This is a genomic window from Sorangium aterium (assembly GCF_028368935.1).
In the GTDB taxonomy this organism is placed as follows: domain Bacteria; phylum Myxococcota_A; class Polyangia; order Polyangiales; family Polyangiaceae; genus Sorangium; species Sorangium atrum.
Map to the genome: position 1 here is coordinate 767401 of NZ_JAQNDK010000002.1, position 18575 is coordinate 785975.

Sequence of the window (18575 nt, forward strand, 5' to 3'; positions counted from 1 at the left end):
CGCTGGACTCCGCAGCCTTGGAGCCTGAGGAGGATCGACATCATGGGCGAGGTGATTCGCAAGGATGCGCCAGCGGACGACATCATCGGTGACGTGCGCGCGACGCTCCAGAGCGCTTCCGCGAAGGGCGGGCCCCTCCGGGAGCTCGCCGAGCAGCGGCTCGTGCCCGTGCTGACGCTCTTCGACGGGGTGGAGGCCCAGCGCAACGCCGCGCGCTCCGAGGCGGAGCCGCTGCTCGCCAAGGTCGAGGCCGAGTCCGCGCGCGCCGACGACGCGCTCGGCAAGGTCGCCGACGACGTCTGGAACGCCGTGGGCCGCCCCTCCGCGGATCCCGCGCTGTCGATCCTGTTCCCGGGCGGCGTCGCCTACTTCGCCGACAACGAGGACGGCGACCTCACGGGGCAGCCGGATCGGCTGGAGGTGCTCGCGCAGCTCCTCGGCTCCGGGATCCACCCGAAGCTCAGCCTGGACAAGGCGCAGGCCGCGGCGGCCGAGGTGAAGTCGGCGGCGGCGGCGGTGCGCTCGACGGTCGAGGCGACCCGGCTGCCACTCGAGCGGCTGAGCGTGCTCGACCGCATCCGCGCCTCGGTGGCGAAGAGCGCGCACATCGAGCTGGTGCACCTGAAGCGCCTCTACAGGGCCGCTGGCTTCAGCGAGGCGGAGATCCACGCGGTCATCCCGGATCGCGGCCGGGCACGGCGACGCCTGTAGCGCGCCGCGCCCTTCCTCGTAGGCCCGTCAGAAACCCACCGGCTGCTTCCCGCTCCTTTCGAGCGTGGGGCGGCGACGCGCACGTCCCCCTCGCCAGGCGCCTTGGCGCGAGCGAGCCCTATCGGGCCGGCCTCAGGGGCGGGGGTACGGGCTGGGCGCGCCGAAGCCAGGCGGCGTGCTGCGGCCGTAAACCCCGTAGTAGGGGGAGACGGCGGGCGAGTAGGGCCCGTTGCCGCCGAAGTAGACGGGGCCGTAGGAAGGCGCGTTGTTGGCGAAGCCGCCGCCGTAGTTGCCGTAGTTGCCGTAGTTACCGTAATTGCCGTAATCGATGTAGTTGCCGTAGGTGCCGTAATTGCCGGAATAGGGAACGCCGGATGGATAGCCGCTCTCCGGAACGTACGGGCTGCCGATGAGCGCGAGGAGCGATGTGGCGAACGAGAGGTTACGCTTCGTGGCGCTCAGGACCTCCGGGACGAGGTGAGAGAGCCCCGGGTGCAGCTCGGGCCCCACGATGGCCATCTGTTCCTGGAGATGGGCGAGGAACTCCCGGTGTCGATAGATCTGAACGTTGACGAACGTCCAGTCGAAGCCGGGCCCCGCGAGCCCATCGAGCTGCTGCCGATCCGCCGTGCCCTGCTCGATCAGCGACAGGCTGATCTCGTTGTCCGCCGGCGCCATGCCCATCTGCGCGAGCGCGAGCGCGAGCTGCTGGCTCGCGGCGGTGTGATAGTCGAACAGCTGCGCGGCGAGCTCGAGGACGTGGGCGTCCGACGCCTTGGCCCGGGCCATCTGCGCGTCGGTGATCTCGGTCGCGTTGAAGGCGGCGAGCACGGCGGCGAGCTGCGGCATGCTGAGCGAGAAGGCCTGTGAGGTGGAATCGACCGCCTCCTCCGAGCTGTCCTCGTCCGCCGCCACCAGAACACCGTCTTCCGCCGCGACGGAGCAAGCGCTGGTTCCCGCGAGCGCGAGGGCTGCCATGCATGCAAAACGAAGAGAATCGGCTCGAATGTTCATAGTTCCCCCATGTCATTGACGGAAGCGGGGCCGGCGCTGGAGCGCTCGGCGGTGATGCCTGGCCCGCCCCGTCACGTATCTTGAACCGTTGTTGGGCGGCGCAAGCCGCGAGAACATCAAATAGTCAATTCTCACCAGCGCGCAGGATCGGCTGAATCGTCCGTGCCGCGCGACGGACCGGCGCAGGGGTGCCACCTCTCGACGTCGATGAACGGACGCGGGCGCCGCACGGGCGGCGGCCCTGGAAACCTTGCGCGGGGGCGGGCGGGGGCGGGGAGCGGCGCTGTCGGAGGATCAGCGTGGTGCCGTGTCCGAGCTCGACGGAGATCGCAGGACGGAGTTCGCCGCTTTGCTGGAGGGCGGGCCCGGAATCGGGCTCTCGGTCACCGTCACCTGGCACCGTCACCTGGCACCGTCACCTGGCGCCGTCACCTGGCCGCCGGGGCGGGAGCAGGACGTCAGTCGGAGGTCCTGGCCGGTTTGCGGGCCAGGACGCCGACGGTGCCGTAGTAGACACCCCACGCCGACGGATCGGCCGCGAACCGGGTGTAGCCGGCGAGATCTTCCGCGCTGACCCGCCCTGTCGCGAGGTACCTGTGCTGGAGCTGGGTGGCTGAGATGCTCATGATCTCGGACAGCGGGTGACCGCCCGGGCACAGCGGCGCCTCGTTCTCGACGGCCTCGATGGCGAGCCCTCGCGACGTCAGGATCGCGGGCAGGCGCAGGCCGAGGCCGGGGTCCTTGCCGTCGGCCTCGAACATCGCGAGGATCGACCGATTGACCCGATCGAACGCCTCGATATCCGGACCGGAGGCGCCCCTCGCCGCGGTGAAGTCGGGCTCCTCGAGCACCAGGTGGCCGCCGGGCTTCAGCGCTGCGAGCATGGCGTCGAGGAGATCCTGGAAATCCGCGTTGTGGATGAGCACGTAGCGCGCGTGCACCAGATCGAAGCGCGCCGCGTGGAAATTGAGCTGGCGGATGTCGCCCTCGATGATCCGGACCCCGGGCGGCGGAGAAGCGTCCATGAACCCGACATCGAGGTCGACCGCGACCACCTCGCCCTCGAGGCCCACGCGCTCTGCCATCCAGCAGGCGATCGACCCGGCGCCGGCTCCTACCTCGAGGCAGCTCCAGCCGGGTCCCATCCCGGACGCCTTGAGAAGGCGCCGGCTGCCGGGGTCGAAGAAGCCCTCGATCCGCCGCAGGCGCTCCAGCTCTCGCGCACGCTCCGAACCCGCAAATACGTAGCTGTTCTCGGCCATAGGAATGGACAGAATAGTCCATCCCGTGGAGGAAAAGCGAGCTTCTCCCTGCTGACTTCGCCCGACCTTCTTCCAGCGTCATCCATCTGTTGAGCGGCGCACAGCGGCTGAGCTGTTCGGTCCGGGCTGTAAAACGCGCTTGTCCCGACGATATGTCCAGACGATTTCAAGGGAGCGGGAGCGCGCCGTCACCGCCGGGCGTCCACGCGAGCAGCCTTGGGCGGAGCCACAAGAGGCCTGGCGCGGCGGGCGCGAGGGCTGCGAGCCCGGCGCGAGGAGAGACAGCACGGCGCGCTGTGGGCCCGCGCTGCCCACGAAGATCTCTCGCCGGGGCGTCCGTGCCAGGCGAACGATAACGCGCCATGCGTTCAGGTGAGACGAGCCGGGCGAGCCGCGGCGAGGGCGGTTTGCGCGCCGCGTGTGGCGCGTGTGGATCGATTCGCTCGCTCCGACACCGGCTGAGCGCCTGTCGTCGAGCGCGCGCTTGGCGAGCGCGCGCCGGCCGGCGTCAGGCGTTGTTCGTGTCTCGAGGGCATATCGGCCTTCGATCGGGCGCGGCCCGATGCGTCGTTCCGGCGTCGTCTCGATCCCGAGGGCCGGATCCGGCCCCAGCATGTCGAGCGCGGGACGCTACGCCGCCAGGCACCGGAGGCGGCCTTCGCGCGCATGGGCGCGTCCGCATCGCCGGCGGCTCGGCACGAGCCGCAAACGCAAACGACCTGGGAGACACATCATGCGAAGCATGTTTCTGGTAGTCCTGACCGCGTTGCCGCTCATGGCCTGCGGGGGCAATAAAGGCGGACAGGCGGCCTCGCCGGCGCCCGCACCGACGGGCGGAGAGACCCCCGGCGCGCCTGGAGCCCCGGGAGCGCCCGAGGGCGGAACGCCAGGCGAGGGTACGATGCCTGGAGGAGAGATGGGAGAGCCGGGCGCAGGCGCCCAAGGCGCGCCAGGCACCCAGGGCGGCACGCAGGAGTGGGGCAGCGGCACCCAGCGCAGACCGGGCAGCGGTACCGGCGGCACGCCGGGAGGCACGCCGGGCACCGGCGGCACGACGGGCGGCACGCCGAGCACGGGCGGCGCGCCGGGCACGGGCGGCACGCCGGGCAGCGGCACCGGCGGCACGCCGGGGGGCGGGGCCTACGCGCCGCCGAGCGGCGGAACCGGTACGCCGGGCGGGACCACCACGCCGGGCGGCGGCAGCGGCCAGCGGGGCGGCACGCCCGGCGGCGGAAGCAAGAGCGGCGGCTCCCACACGCATGGGGGCGGTTCGGGGCAGTAATTCTCAAGGTATTCCCGCCTCGCCTCCCATCGCAGCGATCGACCCTGCGCAATCTCCCGCGCGATCGCGCAACCTTCGGCTCCACCTTCTGCGCGATCGCGCAACCCTCGGCTCGACCTCCTGCGCGCTCGCCCGCCGCGACCGCCGCGTTGCGCGCGATCCGGCGGTGAGTCGGGCCGAGATCGCGGGGCGAGCGCGGATGGCGTGAGAGATGCCTGACTCCGCGACGACAGCGGCGGGGACTACCCGGTCCGGTCGGCTGTTTCATCCCGGATAGATAACGGTACACGCCCACACGCCGAGCGCGGTAGGGCGATCACAGGGCGGAGAACACGCATTCATGGACGTGACGACTCGCACGGACGTGCCAAGGACTCATGTTGTCCTCGTACCCGGTTTCGGTGGCTTCGATGCCCTGGGATCGCTTCAATATTACCATGGCGTGACCGAGGCGCTGCGCGGCTGGAAGGGCGCGATGTACGACGCCCCGCTCACGCTGCACTACTTTCCGAACGTGCCCACGGCCGCCATCGAGACGCGCGCGCGGCTCCTCCTCGACTGGCTTCTTGAGCGGTACAAGCGCGGGATCCTCCGCCTGAGCCGCGGCGATTCCCTCCACCTCGTCGGACACTCCACCGGCGGCATGGATATCCGGTGGATGATGAAGCTCCTGCACGATCACGCGGAGCGCGCGGCGGACGGCGCGCAGATCGAGGAGCTGCCGGCGGAGCTGTTCATCAAGAGCATCTCCTCGGTGCAGTTCCTCTCCACGCCACACCGCGGCTCGAACCTGGCCCACGTGTTCACCCGCTGGTCCGGCGAGCTCCAGCTGCTCGCGACGGTGCTGTACGAGACCTGCCGCGCCCTGCGGCTGCCGGGTTCGCGCTTCCTGGCCGGCTCGATCAAGCGGCTCGGGTGGTCCGCGGGCTGGATCGACGCGCTCCTCGACACGACGAGCCTGCTCGGCTCCTTCGATTCGAAGGATGGCCTGGTCCGCGCGCGGGCGAGGGCCAGCTACTTCGATACGCTGAGGTGGCTGAACGACGCCTCGGACGACTTCGGCGCCATGGCGGACCTCGATCCGGCCCGTCACGCCGAGGACCCTCTCCACGCGAAGATCTTCAGGACGACCTACGGGCACGTGCGCGTCCGATCCATCGTGACCAGGGCCGAGCCGTACCCGAGCGCGCCTGCTTGGGATCTGTTCACGATCTGTCACCGGTGGACCGCGCACAACCCTGGAGCGGAGCTCGGTCCGGACTGCTCCGTTCGCAGGCTCGACGCCGCAGGCAGCGTGGCGCTCGTCCGTGCGCACAACGACGGCATCGTCAACTCCGTATCCATGGTGTGGCCCACGCCGGAGGAGAGCGTCTACGTCGACGCGGACCACGCGGACATCATCGGGCACTACGGCGACTCGGACGCGCCGCAGGAGGACGTCGTGAGCCCCGACCGCGACTACAAGCGATATGGCCTCTTCATGTCCAGCTCCGGCTTCGGCCGCGCGCGGTTCCTGGACGTGTGGCGGTCGGTCCGCGGCTTCGTGCTCGACGCCGAGTCGGGCCGGGAGAGAAGGGCGCCCTCTTCCCGGGTCGTCCTGCCGGTGTTCTCCGCGAGGAGGACCGAGCCCGAGGCCGGCGCCGCCGCGGACAGCACGCCGGCGCCTCGCTCCGAGGCGAGCGTCCCTTCGTCGATCCGTGGAGCGGAAGGCGCCGCGCCGTGAGCGCCGCGCGGGAGGAGGGCTCCACGAGGGGGAATGGATCCCGATACTCTCGAGGAGTAGTCCGATTACCAGTTCTGCGTTTCAGAGAGTTATGCAGCGAGCGGCTTCACGGCTTCAGGATGACCGGCGCGCGGCGCTGAAGCGCCGATCAAGCAGCTGTATCGAGAGATGAACCGCCAGGACGCCAGGCGCCAGAGAAGCAGAGGGAATCCTCTCTTCCTCGCGTCCTCGACGTCCTGGCGCTTCATTTTTATCGGTGATTCCGCTTGATTATGGATCAGGGAAGTGTTGTTCTTCACCACGAGCCCTGCATTGCCGCCCAGAGCGCCGGCACGGAGGTACACAACATGAGCGATCCTCCTATCGCCGAGGCCGTTGGCCGCGCCAGAGAGCTCTTGAGGCGTGGAGCGTACGCCGAGGCCGAGGAGCTGCTCTCCGGGCTCATCCACGACATCGAATCGCGGTTGGGCGACCGCGCGCCGGAGCTGATCAACCCCCTTTACCAGTACGCCAGGGCTGTGAGCCAGCAGTACCCGTGGACCACGCTGCCGCATCGCGAGAGGGCCGCGCTCGAGCGCGCGTTACGGCTCGCCGTCGAGCATCACGGCGAGGAGTCGCGTCCCGCGGCGCGGATCCAGGAAGCGCTGGCGCTGAGCCTGAACTCGTCTGGAGAAGCCGAGCTGGCGTGCACCCACATGATGAATGTCGTTCGGTTCACGGAGCGAGCCCATGGAGATGGCGTCCTGCTCGCTCACGCGCTGGGCGGGCTCGCTTATATGCTGCTGGATGCCGGGCGGTGGGAGGAGGCCCTCGCGACGTACGAGCGCGCGTCCGGCATCATGAGCGGCAGAGGAGACGGGTTGGCCGAGTTCACGCTGCTGTTTGGCAAGGGCCGTTGCCTCATCGCGATGGGACGTCACCCCGACGCGGTTCCGGTCCTCGAGCGCGCGTACACCTGGTTCCTCGGGAGATTTGGCGACAACAGGAGGGCAAAGGAGCTGCTCGCCTGGCTCGATCGTGCCCGGCTCGGAGCGGCGGGAGCCCACGAGACGTGAGTCCGACGGCGCCCGTGCCGGGGAGTGTGCAATGTAGTCAAACTGGACGCGGTCTTGTAACGCTCCGCCGGTGAGGGCCGGCGCCCGTTGTCTCACGGTGCCGGCCTTCTCTTCATCTCCTCGACGTGGGGCTTCGCGCTCGCTTGCCCCTCAGGCGAACGCGTTGCGCCGGACGATGGTCGCCTCGCGATCCGCGCCGACGGAGACGACGTCGACCGGCACGCCGGTCTCCTTCTCGACCATCTCCACATACTGCCGCGCCGCCGCGGGCAGCTCGGTCATGGAGCGGGCGGCGTCGATGGACTCGCTCCACTCGGCCACCGTCTCGAGCACCGGCTTGGCCGTCGCGATGTCGTCGATGGGGAACTCCCGCGTGCGGCCCGACGGCGTGTCGTAGGCCACGCACACCTTGAGCTCCGGCATGCCGGTCAGCACGTCGAGCTTGGTGAGCGCGATCCCGTCGAGGCCGTTCACCCGCGCCGCGTAGCGCAGCGCGGGCAGGTCCAGCCACCCGGTCCGGCGCGGCCGGCCCGTCACCGAGCCGTACTCGCCGCCGACCGACCGGAGCCGCTCGCCGAGCTGGCCCTCGAGCTCGGTCGGGAACGGCCCCTCGCCCACGCGCGTGCAGTACGCCTTGGCCAGGCCGAGCACGCGGCGGATGCGCGTCGGGCCGACCCCGGCGCCGACGCACGCGCCGCCCGCGATCGCCGACGACGACGTCACGAACGGGAACGTGCCATGGTCGATGTCGAGCAACGTCCCCTGCGCCCCCTCGAGGAGCACGCGCTCGCCGCGGCGGAGCGCGCCGTCGATGAGCTGCGACGTGTCGGCGAGCAGCGGCGTGATGCGCTTCGCCAGCGGCGTGAGCTCCTCGAGGATCGCGTCGAGCGACGGCGGCTCGCCGCCCAGGGCGCGCAGCGTCGGCGTCCAGGCCTCGATCGAGCGCGACACGAGCTGCGCCAGCCGCTTCATGTCGCGCAGATCGCCGAGCCGCGCCCCGCGCCGCGACGCCTTGTCCTCGTAGCAGGGGCCGATGCCGCGCTTGGTCGTCCCGAGCCGCACGCCGTCCGCCGCCGCCGCCTCGCGGAGCGAATCGACGAGCGGGTGGAACGGCAAGATCAGGTGCGCGCGATCCGAAACGAACAGCCGCCCCTGCGTCGAGCAGCCCCGCGCCTCCACCGCGTCGATCTCGGAGACGAGCACCCCGGGATCGACCACCATGCCCTGCGCCATCACGCAGCGGGCGTTCGAGCGGAGGATGCCGCTCGGGATGAGCCGTACGATGAGCTTCTCCCCGCCCACCACCAGCGTGTGGCCGGCGTTGGGCCCGCCGGCGTAGCGCACCACGAGGTCGGCGCTCTCCGTATAAAGGTCGACGACCTTGCCCTTGCCCTCGTCGCCCCACTGTGCGCCGACGATCACGATCGCGGTCATTCCGAAGCTCCTCTTGGATCACGTGGCCCGGCCTCGGCCCGCTCGTCACTCCGAGCGGCTCCGTCCGGGTCCAGGTTCGCCTTTACCCCAGGCTCGCTTGCCGAGCGAGCGTCTACTTGCCGCCCGGACGTCCTGCCCCCGTCTTCAGCACGATCGCCTGGGCCGCCGCGGCGTCGTCGAGGGCCGCCGGAACCTCGCCCGCGCTCGTCGCGGCCTCGCCGCCGCCGGATGTCGCCTCGACCACGAGCGCCCCGTCCCGCTCCCGCACCAGGTGGGAGAACCGCCAGGACAGCGCGTACCCCTCCGGATCCTGGTCCGGCGCGTGCGCAACGGCCGGGAGGCCCAGCCCCCGCAGCGCCGCCGCGAGCGACGCGGCGCGCTCCGGCCGCACAGCGACGAGCACCCGCAGCGCCGGCTCGTCCGCTGCGCCCGCGACGTCGCGCGCCCAGGCGATCGCGTCGAGGTTCAGCGCGAAGCCGACGGCCGGCATCGGCAGGCCGAAGCGGGAGAGCAGCATGTCGTAGCGCCCGCCCGCCGCGATCGCCTCCCCGGGGCCATCGGCGAGCACGTGGAAAATTGCACCCGTATAGTACGCCAGACCGCGGAGCTCGCCGAGGTCGACCCGGAGCGCCGGGCCGAGCTCGGGGCTCGCCCGCGCCGCGTCCCAGAGCGCGCGGAGCTCGGCGAGCGGCGCCTCGGCGGGCGTGCCGGTGAGGAGGCTCGTGGCGCGGTCGAAGACCGCGGCGCCGTCCGGGTCAGCCGCGCCGCCGCCCGCGAGGTCCGGCAGCGCGGCGATGGCCGCGACGATGCGGCGCGGGACGTCGGCGGCCTTCGGGCTCGCGAGCACGGCGGCGAGGCGGGAAGCGTCCTTCAGCTCGAGCACCTCCGAGAGCTCGGCCGCGAGCCCCGCCGGGACGGCGTCGAGCAGCGCGCGCGCGATCATCGCGTGGCCGAGGTCCACAACGAAGTGCTCCAGGCCGGCCTCGCGCACCGCGGAGGCGGCGAGGCGGAGGATCTCGAGCTCGCCGGCGAGCGTGCCGACGCCGTAGAGCTCGACGCCGGCCTGCGGGATCTGCCGGTGGCGCCGCGCCCGCCCCTGGCGGCGGCGGAGGACGGTGCCCTCGTAGCAGAGGCGGATGGGGCGGGGCGCGTCCGCGAGCCGCGTGGCCACGAGCCGCGCGATCTGCGGGGTCATGTCCGGGCGGAGCGCCGCCACCTCGCCCGACTCGGGCTCGATGAAGCGCAGCACGTCCGCGGCGTCGAGCGTGCCGAGCCCGCGCTCGAGCACCTCGGCGAACTCGAACGCGGGCAGCGAGACCGGCTGGTAGCCGCACAGAACGAAGTGATCGAGCACACGCTTGGCGAGCGCGCGCCGGCGCCGCGCCTCCTCGGGGAGGAGATCGCGCATGCCAGCGGGCAGCGGGTGCGCCAGCGCGCGCGGCGGGGCGGAGGCGGACGGCGCTGACCGGTCCACCTCGGGCGTCGGAACGTGGCTGTTTCCCCCTCGGGGGGCTTCCCATCGCGGAGCGTCGCTGGACATCGTGGCCCCGCTTATACCGGCTGAGCACGCGGTGCGCACGTGGCGCGCACGTCCGTTGAGCTTGCCGTGGCAAGGCGTTTGCTGGTCGGTGCGCACAACCGGGCCCGTGGGCCGGAAGCGCACGCGGCGCCCTCGACGGAGAGATGGCTCATGGCTCTGACCGCCGTTCCGACCGATGTACCGAGCGCCAGCACCAGGCCTGAGACTCCTCTGGCGCCGTGCGGTCTCACCCCGCCTGGCGCGGTCGGGTCGCGCCCGTCGCCCCGCGCCGCGAGCGCGGGCCCGTTAGCCGAGGTCATCTGCCGCGCGAAGGACGGTGATCGGGAGTCGCTCGACGAGCTCACGCGGCTCATCCGCCCGCACGTGGAGCGGCAGCTCGCGCGCTACCCCGTGTCCGACGAGGATCGGCTCGACCTCGTGCAGTCGACGCTGCTGCAGGTGGTGCGGACGATCCGCTCGTTCCGGGGCGACTCGAGCTTCACGACGTGGCTTTTCCGCGTGACGGCGAACGAGGCGCTCATGCTGATGCGGTCGCAGCGGCGGCAGCGCGCGCGCATCGTCGAGGGGCTCGACTTCGAGGAGCTCGGCCTCTTGCCGACGATGCGCAGCACGATCGGCGAGGACGACGCCGCGTCCGCGGCGGAGCGGGAGGCGTACGTCCGCGAGGCGCTCTGCGAGCTGCCGGACGACTACCGCGACGTGGTGCTCGCGCACTACCACGAGGACCTCGGCCTCCAGGAGATCGCGCAGAAGCTCGCCGTGAGCGAGAGCGCCGTCCGCTCGCGGCTCCACCGGGCGCGCGTGCGCCTGCGGGCGATCCTCAACGCGACCGCGTTCGGGCGCGAGATCGCCGAGGGCGTCGCGGCCTGAGGGGCGCGCGGGCAACGACGTCCTGCGCGTGCGGCGGGGAGAGAGGCTGACCGCGCGTGCAGTTCGGCCGTGCGCGCAAATCCGACGCGCACGCCGATCCGACGCGCGCGGGTGTGCAGCTAACGAACGGTGGAGAGCCTGACCGTCGCGTCGCGCCAGCGGCGGAGGACGTCCCAGAGCTCGCCCATGGTACGGAGGAGCACGTCGGGGCGGGCGTCGAGGAGCTCGTCTTGCGACGCGAAGCCGCCGAGGACGGCGATCGACCGCGCGCCCGCGCGGCGCGCGCACTCGATGTCCTGCGGGCCGTCGCCGACCATCACCATCTTGTGCGGCTGGACGCCGAGGCGCGCCGCGAGGTGGAGCAGCGGCGCCGGATCCGGCTTCTTGTCGGCGACGTCGCCGCCCGCGACCACCGCGCGGAAGCGCGCGCCGACCCCGAGCGCGGCGAGCACCGCGTCGGTGGTCGAGCGCGGCTTGTTCGTGCAGATGCAGATCGCCAGATCGCCGAGGTCCGAGAGCCTCTCGAGCATCTCCTGCGCGCCGGGCATCCAGCGGGTGAAGTCGAGCGGGTGCCGCGCGTAGTACTCGAGGAAGTGCCGGAGGAGCTCCTCGACGCTCTCGGAGGTCTCGGGGAGCCTGGCCGCCCGCGCACACAGCGCGCGCGCGCCGTCGCCCACGTACCGGACGATCACCTGCCCGGGCAGCGGAGCCCGGCCCGTCGCCACGAGCGCATGGTTCACCGCCGCCACGATGTCGCCCCGGCTGTCGATCAGCGTGCCGTCCAGGTCGAACACGACCACCGTGGGAGTGAGCATCGCCGCAGAGCCTACGCCGGCGCCTTCGCTGACGGAAGGTACGGCGAGCACCCCGATGTCATAGAAACAGGACATGGTGTCCGTCAATCACGACTCTATGTATGAAAAAATTGACATTGACCACGGGGTCAGTTACCAGTTCGAGGTGTCAGCAACCCCGACAGGGATCGCTGCCACCTCGAACCAGCGCGGCCGCGACGTGGGCGCCGCGAGCGCGGAGCGAGGCGAAACCGCGATGAAACAGAGCCTGGGCCGCGCGCGAAGCGGCGCAGGCGTCCGGCCATCTGCGGCCGGATGTGTGGCGGGCGGAGCTCGTCTCCGGAAGGTCGCGCTGCCTCGGAGGGCAAGATGACGTTCAAGAAATGGAACGCGGCGATCCTGCTGACTGGCCAGGCGCTGATCGCGGGCTGGCTGGTGCTCGATGCCGTGAGCGGTATCGGATAGCCCGATGGGCAAGGGGCAGCCTCAGATCACCAACGTCATCCGCGCGCTGAGGTTTCAAGCGAGCGAGATGACGCAGGCGGAGTTGGCCGAGAAGGTCGGCGTCACCCGTCAAACCATCGTCGCCATCGAGCAGGGCCGCTACTCGCCCTCCCTCGAGGTCGCCTTCCGCATCGCGGCGGCCTTCGGCGTGCCGCTCGAGCACGTCTTTCAGTGGAAGGGCGGCGCGTCGGGCGAGCGGGGTTGAGCCGCGCGCCCGTCGGATGCCGGCGCCGGCGGCAGCGTGCGCGCCGTCATCGATCGACGCTATCCGATCGAGCGAATGGCCGAGGCCCACGCCGGTGTCGAACAAGGGCGCAAGAAAGGAAGCGTCGTTGTGATCACGAGCGCTGGCGACGACGAAGGCGCTGCGCGCGCGGCCGTGCTCCGCGCGTGAGATGACGCGGATGCGGTATGGGCAGCTCCCGGTCGGCGCGCTCGTGCGCGTCGACGTGCACTAAGGACCGCAATTTGCGCTGGTGCGGCGCTCGCTCGCGGCGCACGCCCGGTGCAGCTCTCCACGAGGTCCGCGCGGTCATCCGTGCTGCTGCTCGGCGCTGGCCTGTCGATTTTGTGATCGGTTCGCCTCGATCCGGAGATTGCACAAGGCGTGAGCCGTGGTGAAGCGCTGACCCTGATGCAGCTCCCCGCCGCAGTTCCGCCCGACAGCCGGGCGGCGGCCGGGCGCCTCACCGGGCTCGTGATGGACTATTCGGCGTTCGTCTGGCGCTCGCTGGTGCGGCTCGGCCTGCCGCGCGCCGACGCGGAGGACGCGGCGCAGCAGGTCTTCCTCGTGGCGGCCCGGCGGCTCGGGGACATCGAATCGGGCCGGGAGGCCGCGTTCCTGTTCAGCACGGCGCTGCGGATCGCCTCGCGCGCGCGGAGGACACAGCAGCGGCGCCGGGAGGTGCTGGAGGACGCGCCTTGCGAGCGCGTCGATCCGGCGCCGGACCCCGAGGAGATGATGGATCGCGCTCGCGCCCGCGCGACGCTCGATGCCATCCTCGACGCGATGCCCCTCGAGCAGCGCGCTGTCTTCGTGCTGTTCGAGCTGGAGCAGATGACGACGGCGGACATCGCGGCGCTGCTCGATCTTCCGGCAGGCACGGTCGCGTCTCGCCTCCGCCGGGCGCGCGAGCACTTCCAGGCCGCCGTGAGGCGGATAGAGGCGCGGGCCCATTTCCGAGGTGAATCGCCATGACCGATCCCGAGCGCCTTCTGGACCAGAAGGGGAGTGCTCTGCGAACGACGCTCCTCCGCGCGGCGCTCGACGAGAGCCCGCCGAGCGGCTTGACGCGGCGAATGCTCGTCGCGGTCGGCGTCGGGGCGGCTGTGACGGGCACGGGGGGCGCTGCCGCGGCGGGGAGCGCGGGAGCGGCGGGGAGCGCGGGCGCGGGGGCAGGGGGCGCGGGCGCGGGGGCAGGGGGCGCGGCCGCGGCGGGGAGCGCGGGCGCGGGGGCAGGGGGCGCGGCCGCGACGGGGGGCGCGGCCGCGGCGGGGGCGAGCGCTGCGCTGAAGGTGGCGGGCGTGGCGGGCGGGAGCGGGATCTTGAGCGCGCTCGGGATCGGCGCGCTCGCGGGGGTGCTCACGCTCGGGGTCGCGGAATGGACGCACGTCGACGCGCCGATGCCCGCGAGGCGCGCTCAGGAGGCGGCGAGCGCGCCGGGGGCGCTCGCCGCGCCGCGCGCCCATAGCGCGGCCGAGGCGGAGCTGCACGAGCGCGTCCCGGAGGAGCGGGCGGACGAGGCTCCGCCCATGGCCGCGCCCGCCGCAACGGCTCCTGCTGCCGCGGCGGCGAGCAGCCCGCGCGCACGCGAACGGAACGCGCCGACGCTGGCCGCCGAGCTTGCGCTGCTCGACACGGCGCGGCGCGCGCTGCGACGCGGTGATCCGGCGGTCGCCCTCGCGCTCCTGGCCCGCCACGCGCGCGAGTTCCCGAGCGCTCAGCTCTCCGACGAGGCCGCCGCGATCCGCGTCGAGGCGCTGGCGCGCAAGGGAGATCGCGCGGGCGCGCACGCGGCGGCGCGGCGCTTCCTCGAGGCGCACCCGGGCAGCCCTCACGCCGATCGCGTAGAGTCGGCCGCCGGGCTCGGCGCGAGCGAAGGGTCCGCGCACGGGAGGAACGGACCCGGAGATTGATACCGGAGGGGCCTCGCCATTGCGCGGCGGAACACCGCGGCCATGCGCTGCTGTTGCTCGGGGAGTACGGGCGCGCGCGACGCCGGCCACGCGCCCTTGAGGTATGCTCCGGCGGACCGTGCCGCCGCCGAACCAGCGCTCCGACCGCGAGCGCGTCCTTGCGTTGCTCAAACGCCACGGATGGAACGCGACCTCGTTCCAGACCCTGGAGTCCGACTTTCGCTACTGGTTCCATGGCGACGACGCCTGCGTGGCTTACGTCGATACCGGCGGCGCCTGGGTCGCCGCCGGCGCGCCGATCACGGCGGCCGAGCAGCTGGCCGAGGTCGCGCAGGCGTTCGTGCAGGCGGCCGCGGCCGAGGGGCGGCGGGCGTGCCTCTTCGGCGCGGAGGCGCGGTTCTGCGAGCGGGTGTCGTGGAGCGCGATGCTCGTCGGCGAGCAGCCGGTGTGGGAGCCGGCGCGCTGGGGCGGCGTGCTCCGGTCGAGCCGGAGCCTGCGCGAGCAGCTCCGCCGCGCGCGCGCGAAGGGCGTGGTCGCGCGCTCGGTGAGCCGCGGCGAGCTCGAGGACCCCGGGAGCCCGCTGCGGGGCGAGGTGGAGCGCCTGATGGCGCGCTGGGCCTCGTCGCGGCCGATGGCGCCCATGGGCTTCCTCGTGCAGCTGGAGCCGTTCTCGTTCGCGGGCGAGCGGCGCTATGTCGTGGCGGAGGCCGGAGGCGCCGTGGTCGGCTTCCTCGCAGCGGTGCCCGTGTACGCGCGGCGCGGCCTCTTTCTGGAGGACCTGCTCCGCGACCCGTCCGCGCCGAACGGCACCACGGAGCTGCTCGTCGATCAGGCGATGCGCGCCGCCGCGGCGGAGGAGCGCCTGTATGTGACGCTCGGCCTCGCGCCGCTCGCCGGGCCTGTGCGGCGCGGGCTGCGCGCGGCGCGGCGGATCGGGGCTCGCCTGTACGATTTCCAGGGGCTTTACGCGTTCAAGGCGAAGCTGCGTCCCGACGGATGGGCGCCGATTTACCTGGTGGTCCCGCCGGGCGGCCATGGCCTCGTGGCCATCTACGACACGCTCGCGGCGTTCTCGCGCGGGGGGCTCCTGCGCTTCGGGCTCGCGACGCTGCTGCGCGGGCCAGCCGTGATCTTCGAGGTGCTCGGCTGGCTGCTCGTCCCGTGGACCGCGCTGCTCGCGCTCGCGCCCGCGGCGCGGTGGTTCCCGTCACCCGCCGTGAAATGGGCGTGGGTGGCGTTCGACGTGGGCCTCGCGCCCGCCATGCTGCGGCTGAGCCGCCGGTACGGGCAGCGGCTCTCGCTGGCGCTGGCCGTGCTGGTGACCTGCGACGCGGCGCTGACGCTGGGGCAGGCGCTGCTGTTCAACGTGCCGCGGGCGCGGGGGGCGTTCGAGGCCGCGGTCGTAGCGACGGCGGTGGCGGCGCCGGCGGTCGCGGCGGCCCTGCTGTGGAGCGCGCGGATGCACAAGCCGGAGCGGCGCTTCGGATAGGCTCTCACGGGGATGAGGGCTATTCCAGGATCGTCAGAGACGGCTCGTGCCGTGCGAATCACCTGTGTGTCGGGACGATCTTTCGGATCGTCCCGTCGTCGTTGTAGTAGGCGCGATCGACGCAGGTGGACCTCCGGTAGCTGCCGCCGGTCGGCAGCGCGGCGTCGTGGTACGTGAGGTAGCTGGCCCCTTTGAACTCGAAGAGCGACTGGTGAATGGTGCTGCTGTTCGGCACCGGATCCAGGATGACGCCCCGATGTTGCCACGGCCCCTCCGGCGACGTGCTTGTCGCGTAGGAGATGCTCTCCGGGAACCCCGAAGCGTAGGTCAAATAATAGAGGCCGCCGTGCTTGGACAGAAAAGGCGCCTCGGTGTAGCCGGGGATGTTCTTGAGCACGTGGATCTGGGCGCCGCCGATGCTGCGGTTCTGCATCTTCCCGCCGCCGTCGGTCGTGTAGGTCTCACCCTTCAGGTGGATCATGTCGTCCTCGAGCTCGACCCAGTACAGGACTCCATTCCCCCAGTACATGTAGGCCCGGCCGTCGTCGTCGACGAACACCGTCGGATCAAGGTTTCGCCACGAATGGTCCGCCGTGCCGTCGGTGTCGGCCAGGAAGACGAGCGGGATCCCCCGTGCGTCCTTGAACGGCCCCTCCGGCTTGTCCGCGACCGCGACGCCGATCGAGATCCCATAAGCCGACTGGCCGCCCTGCACCGGCGCGTAGAAGTAGAACTTCGGGTTGCCGCTCTCGTCATCGCGCTCGACCACCTGAGCCGCATTGGCGTTGCCCGTCGAGTCGCTGCCGCGAGCCCAGGAGAACACATCGTAGCGAATCACCGCGCCCTTGTTCTCCCAGTGGATCATGTCGGACGATGTCCAGAGCCGCCAGTCGAACATGCGGTAGCCCTCTGCACCCTCGGCCTGCTCGTCATGGCCGGTATAGAGGTAGACCTTGTTGTTCCAGGCCATGGCGGCGCCGTCCGCGGTAAAGATGTGGTCTCCGGGGCCGCTGGTCGGATCTGGCGCATCGTACTTGATGATGGGGTTGTCGAACGCTGTCGGGGGCGGCGTGCTGCCTGCGCCGCCGCCGCCATCCGCGCCGCCGCTGCCGCCTGCGCCGCCGCTGCCGCCTGCGCCGCCGCTGCCCGTCGCGCCGCCGCTGCCCGTCGCGCCGCCGCTGCCCACCGTGCCACTGCTGACGCCCTCACCGCCGCTGCCGCCTGCGCCGCTGCTGCTCGAGCTATTGCTGGAGCTCGATGACGACGTTCCTGGGCCAGAGGTCGCCGTGTCCGGCTTCTCCTCACCACCGCCGCAAGCCCCGAGCCATGCCGAAAGTACAAGACCAGCAATCAGCTTCGAACGAGCGTAGTCCATGTCGAGCACCTCCTCATCAGCCTATCCAGCACGACGACCATGGCGACGGTGAGCACCACCACGCCAAGCCGTGCCGTCCGGAAGTCCAGCCCCCGGCCAGCCAATGTGAGCGTTCACATTTATAGCGTCAATCAAAAACCGGCGATCCAAGAGCTACATCTGTGGCCTGTACGGCAAGCACGTCTTTGTGCAGTCGCCGCTGCGCGCGTGGGACGTGCTCACGGATCCCACCGACATCGGCTCGGCCAATTCACCCGTCGCCACGCTGCCCGACTCGGCGTTCAGGGCCAAGGGGTACCCCGCTGGATCCGAGTACATGAGCTTCTCCGACGGCTATCTGTTCCTGGGTCACCTGCGGCCCGACGCCGGCGTCTCGAAGATCGACGTGCGCGACATCCACCGGATGTCGATCGAGAATCGCATCTGGGGCCGGCTCGAGTTCACGAACGGCGACGACCAGTTCTCGATCTCGGTCGGCAGCCTGCTGGTGCTGGCCGACGACGAGCTGCCTTACCGCGGCATGGTCATCGCCGCGCACTCCACGGATCCGGACACCACGCCCCCGGCGGTCGACACGGTGTTGCCGAAGAACGGGGCGACGGGGCTGTCCAGGAAGTCGCGCATCGGCCTCAGCCTCACCGACAACATCGAGCTCGCCACGGTCCACCCGGGCAGCTTCATCGTCCGGCCGGTGGGCGGGCAGCCGGTGAAGGGCTCGTTCGGCCTGTACATGGGCATCGTGAACTTCGACCCCGACGAGGACCTGATGCCGAACACGACCTACGAGGTCGTCCTGCCCAAGGACGGCATGAAAGATCTCGTCGGCGACGGCATCGCGGCCGAGTTCAAGTCAACGTTCACGACAGGTCCCTGAGCCATGCGCTCGCTGCGGAGGGTCCTCGGCCTGCTCGGCGGCATCTGCTGGGCGGCGGCCTGGCCGGCCGAGGCATATGCCATCACGGCGAGCATCCCCGAGCGCGCGCCCTCGCTCGCCGGCGAGCCCGTCACGCTGGACCTGACGATCGGCGACGCTGTCGGCCCCGTGCAGGTGCGCTGGGACATGGGCGACGAGACGCGCACCGAGTTCACGGTCGACGACGTGCAGCAGGTCCACGCCTACGCCGCTCCCGGCCACTACCCGGTGCTCGTGACGGTCAAAGACGATGTCGGGTTCACCAGCGTCGCGTTCGTGCACACGGTGCACCGGCCGCTCGTCACGGGCAACGCAGCGGGCTCGACCGATCTCGTCTACGACCGGCCGAACGCGAAGATCTACACGGCCAACTACGAGAACGACAGCGTGAGCGTGGTCGACACGAACGCGCTGACCAGGCTCGCAGAGGTGCCGGTGGCGCGCGGCCCGGTCGGGGTCGCGCTCACGGCGCA

The 18575-nt window shown here is 71.4% G+C and carries 17 protein-coding genes and 1 pseudogene; 12 read left to right on the forward strand and 6 right to left on the reverse strand.

Annotation, left to right across the window (positions count from 1 at the left end; genetic code table 11):
* Positions 1-42: 42 nt before the first annotated feature.
* Positions 43-711: a hypothetical protein gene (locus tag POL72_RS17830; protein ID WP_272096606.1), complete on the forward strand. Its 669-nt coding sequence runs from the start codon at positions 43-45 to the stop codon at positions 709-711.
* A gap of 132 nt (positions 712-843) precedes the next feature.
* On the opposite strand, the gene POL72_RS17835 is transcribed toward POL72_RS17830, so the two are convergent.
* Positions 844-1689, reverse strand: a complete 846-nt coding sequence (locus tag POL72_RS17835; protein ID WP_272096607.1) for a DUF4142 domain-containing protein — start codon at positions 1687-1689, stop codon at positions 844-846.
* Positions 1690-2183: 494 nt separating this feature from the next.
* Complete coding sequence (locus tag POL72_RS17840; protein ID WP_272096608.1) at positions 2184-2987, reverse strand: class I SAM-dependent methyltransferase; 804 nt, start codon at positions 2985-2987, stop codon at positions 2184-2186.
* A 733-nt stretch (positions 2988-3720) separates the two neighbouring features.
* Here POL72_RS17840 and POL72_RS17845 point away from each other — a divergent pair.
* The 3 genes from POL72_RS17845 (at position 3721) to POL72_RS17855 (ending at position 7047) form a co-directional block, all read left to right on the forward strand.
* Positions 3721-4269, forward strand: coding sequence for a hypothetical protein (locus POL72_RS17845; RefSeq protein WP_272096609.1), 549 nt, complete (start codon positions 3721-3723; stop codon positions 4267-4269).
* 442 nt (positions 4270-4711) lie between these two features.
* The gene (locus tag POL72_RS17850; RefSeq protein ID WP_272096611.1) at positions 4712-5992 is read left to right on the forward strand and encodes an esterase/lipase family protein; all 1281 of its coding nucleotides are present in this window, start codon (positions 4712-4714) and stop codon (positions 5990-5992) included.
* Between the two features lie 347 nt (positions 5993-6339).
* Positions 6340-7047: a tetratricopeptide repeat protein gene (locus POL72_RS17855; RefSeq protein WP_272096612.1), complete on the forward strand. Its 708-nt coding sequence runs from the start codon at positions 6340-6342 to the stop codon at positions 7045-7047.
* A 150-nt stretch (positions 7048-7197) separates the two neighbouring features.
* On the opposite strand, the gene POL72_RS17860 is transcribed toward POL72_RS17855, so the two are convergent.
* On the reverse strand, positions 7198-8481 hold the full coding sequence (locus POL72_RS17860) for an adenylosuccinate synthase (RefSeq protein WP_272096613.1): 1284 nt from the start codon (positions 8479-8481) through the stop codon (positions 7198-7200).
* Positions 8482-8593: 112 nt separating this feature from the next.
* The gene (locus POL72_RS17865) at positions 8594-9955 is read right to left on the reverse strand and encodes an ATP phosphoribosyltransferase regulatory subunit (protein WP_272096614.1); all 1362 of its coding nucleotides are present in this window, start codon (positions 9953-9955) and stop codon (positions 8594-8596) included.
* Between the two features lie 216 nt (positions 9956-10171).
* Between POL72_RS17865 and POL72_RS17870 the strand changes: the two genes are divergently transcribed.
* Entirely contained in the window at positions 10172-10891 is a 720-nt protein-coding gene (locus POL72_RS17870; RefSeq protein ID WP_012241508.1) for an RNA polymerase sigma factor, read from the forward strand.
* A 119-nt stretch (positions 10892-11010) separates the two neighbouring features.
* On the opposite strand, the gene POL72_RS17875 is transcribed toward POL72_RS17870, so the two are convergent.
* Positions 11011-11781 (reverse strand): HAD family hydrolase, encoded by a 771-nt coding sequence (locus tag POL72_RS17875; RefSeq protein WP_272096615.1) that lies wholly within the window; start codon positions 11779-11781, stop codon positions 11011-11013.
* A gap of 373 nt (positions 11782-12154) precedes the next feature.
* Here POL72_RS17875 and POL72_RS17880 point away from each other — a divergent pair, with 373 nt between their 5' ends.
* The 5 genes from POL72_RS17880 (at position 12155) to POL72_RS17895 (ending at position 15814) form a co-directional block, all read left to right on the forward strand.
* Entirely contained in the window at positions 12155-12394 is a 240-nt protein-coding gene (locus tag POL72_RS17880) for a helix-turn-helix transcriptional regulator (RefSeq protein ID WP_272096616.1), read from the forward strand.
* A gap of 36 nt (positions 12395-12430) precedes the next feature.
* Positions 12431-12583, forward strand: a complete 153-nt coding sequence (locus POL72_RS51765; RefSeq protein WP_373372212.1) for a zinc-binding dehydrogenase — start codon at positions 12431-12433, stop codon at positions 12581-12583.
* A gap of 213 nt (positions 12584-12796) precedes the next feature.
* Positions 12797-13387 carry an RNA polymerase sigma factor gene (locus tag POL72_RS17885; RefSeq protein ID WP_272096617.1) on the forward strand — a complete coding sequence of 197 codons (591 nt, stop codon included), beginning with the start codon at positions 12797-12799 and terminating at the stop codon, positions 13385-13387.
* The gene (locus POL72_RS17890) at positions 13384-14325 is read left to right on the forward strand and encodes a hypothetical protein (protein WP_272096619.1); all 942 of its coding nucleotides are present in this window, start codon (positions 13384-13386) and stop codon (positions 14323-14325) included. The genes POL72_RS17885 and POL72_RS17890 overlap by 4 nt, the downstream gene beginning before the upstream one ends.
* Before the next feature lie 103 nt (positions 14326-14428).
* The gene (locus POL72_RS17895; RefSeq protein WP_272096620.1) at positions 14429-15814 is read left to right on the forward strand and encodes a DUF2156 domain-containing protein; all 1386 of its coding nucleotides are present in this window, start codon (positions 14429-14431) and stop codon (positions 15812-15814) included.
* 58 nt (positions 15815-15872) lie between these two features.
* On the opposite strand, the gene POL72_RS17900 is transcribed toward POL72_RS17895, so the two are convergent.
* The gene (locus POL72_RS17900) at positions 15873-17189 is read right to left on the reverse strand and encodes a glycoside hydrolase family 43 protein (protein WP_272096621.1); all 1317 of its coding nucleotides are present in this window, start codon (positions 17187-17189) and stop codon (positions 15873-15875) included.
* Between the two features lie 187 nt (positions 17190-17376).
* Between POL72_RS17900 and POL72_RS51205 the strand changes: the two genes are divergently transcribed.
* Positions 17377-18063 (forward strand): Ig-like domain-containing domain, encoded by a 687-nt coding sequence (locus POL72_RS51205; protein WP_272096622.1) that lies wholly within the window; start codon positions 17377-17379, stop codon positions 18061-18063.
* Positions 18064-18066: 3 nt separating this feature from the next.
* Positions 18067-18513, forward strand: a pseudogene (locus POL72_RS51210) (PKD domain-containing protein); the annotation flags it as partial.
* Positions 18514-18575: the final 62 nt, after the last annotated feature.

What these genes read in the sequence shown, in the direction of transcription:
- POL72_RS17830 (WP_272096606.1), top strand. Translation starts at nt 43, where the DNA reads ATGGGCGAGGTGATTCGCAAGGATGCGCCAGCGGACGACATCATCGGT.
- POL72_RS17835 (WP_272096607.1), bottom strand. Translation starts at nt 1,689, where the DNA reads ATGGCAGCCCTCGCGCTCGCGGGAACCAGCGCTTGCTCCGTCGCGGCG.
- POL72_RS17840 (WP_272096608.1), bottom strand. Translation starts at nt 2,987, where the DNA reads ATGGCCGAGAACAGCTACGTATTTGCGGGTTCGGAGCGTGCGCGAGAG.
- POL72_RS17845 (WP_272096609.1), top strand. Translation starts at nt 3,721, where the DNA reads ATGCGAAGCATGTTTCTGGTAGTCCTGACCGCGTTGCCGCTCATGGCC.
- POL72_RS17855 (WP_272096612.1), top strand. Translation starts at nt 6,340, where the DNA reads ATGAGCGATCCTCCTATCGCCGAGGCCGTTGGCCGCGCCAGAGAGCTC.
- POL72_RS17860 (WP_272096613.1), bottom strand. Translation starts at nt 8,481, where the DNA reads ATGACCGCGATCGTGATCGTCGGCGCACAGTGGGGCGACGAGGGCAAG.
- POL72_RS17870 (WP_012241508.1), top strand. Translation starts at nt 10,172, where the DNA reads ATGGCTCTGACCGCCGTTCCGACCGATGTACCGAGCGCCAGCACCAGG.
- POL72_RS17875 (WP_272096615.1), bottom strand. Translation starts at nt 11,781, where the DNA reads ATGTCCTGTTTCTATGACATCGGGGTGCTCGCCGTACCTTCCGTCAGC.
- POL72_RS17880 (WP_272096616.1), top strand. Translation starts at nt 12,155, where the DNA reads ATGGGCAAGGGGCAGCCTCAGATCACCAACGTCATCCGCGCGCTGAGG.
- POL72_RS17890 (WP_272096619.1), top strand. Translation starts at nt 13,384, where the DNA reads ATGACCGATCCCGAGCGCCTTCTGGACCAGAAGGGGAGTGCTCTGCGA.
- POL72_RS17895 (WP_272096620.1), top strand. Translation starts at nt 14,429, where the DNA reads ATGCTCCGGCGGACCGTGCCGCCGCCGAACCAGCGCTCCGACCGCGAG.
- POL72_RS17900 (WP_272096621.1), bottom strand. Translation starts at nt 17,189, where the DNA reads ATGGACTACGCTCGTTCGAAGCTGATTGCTGGTCTTGTACTTTCGGCA.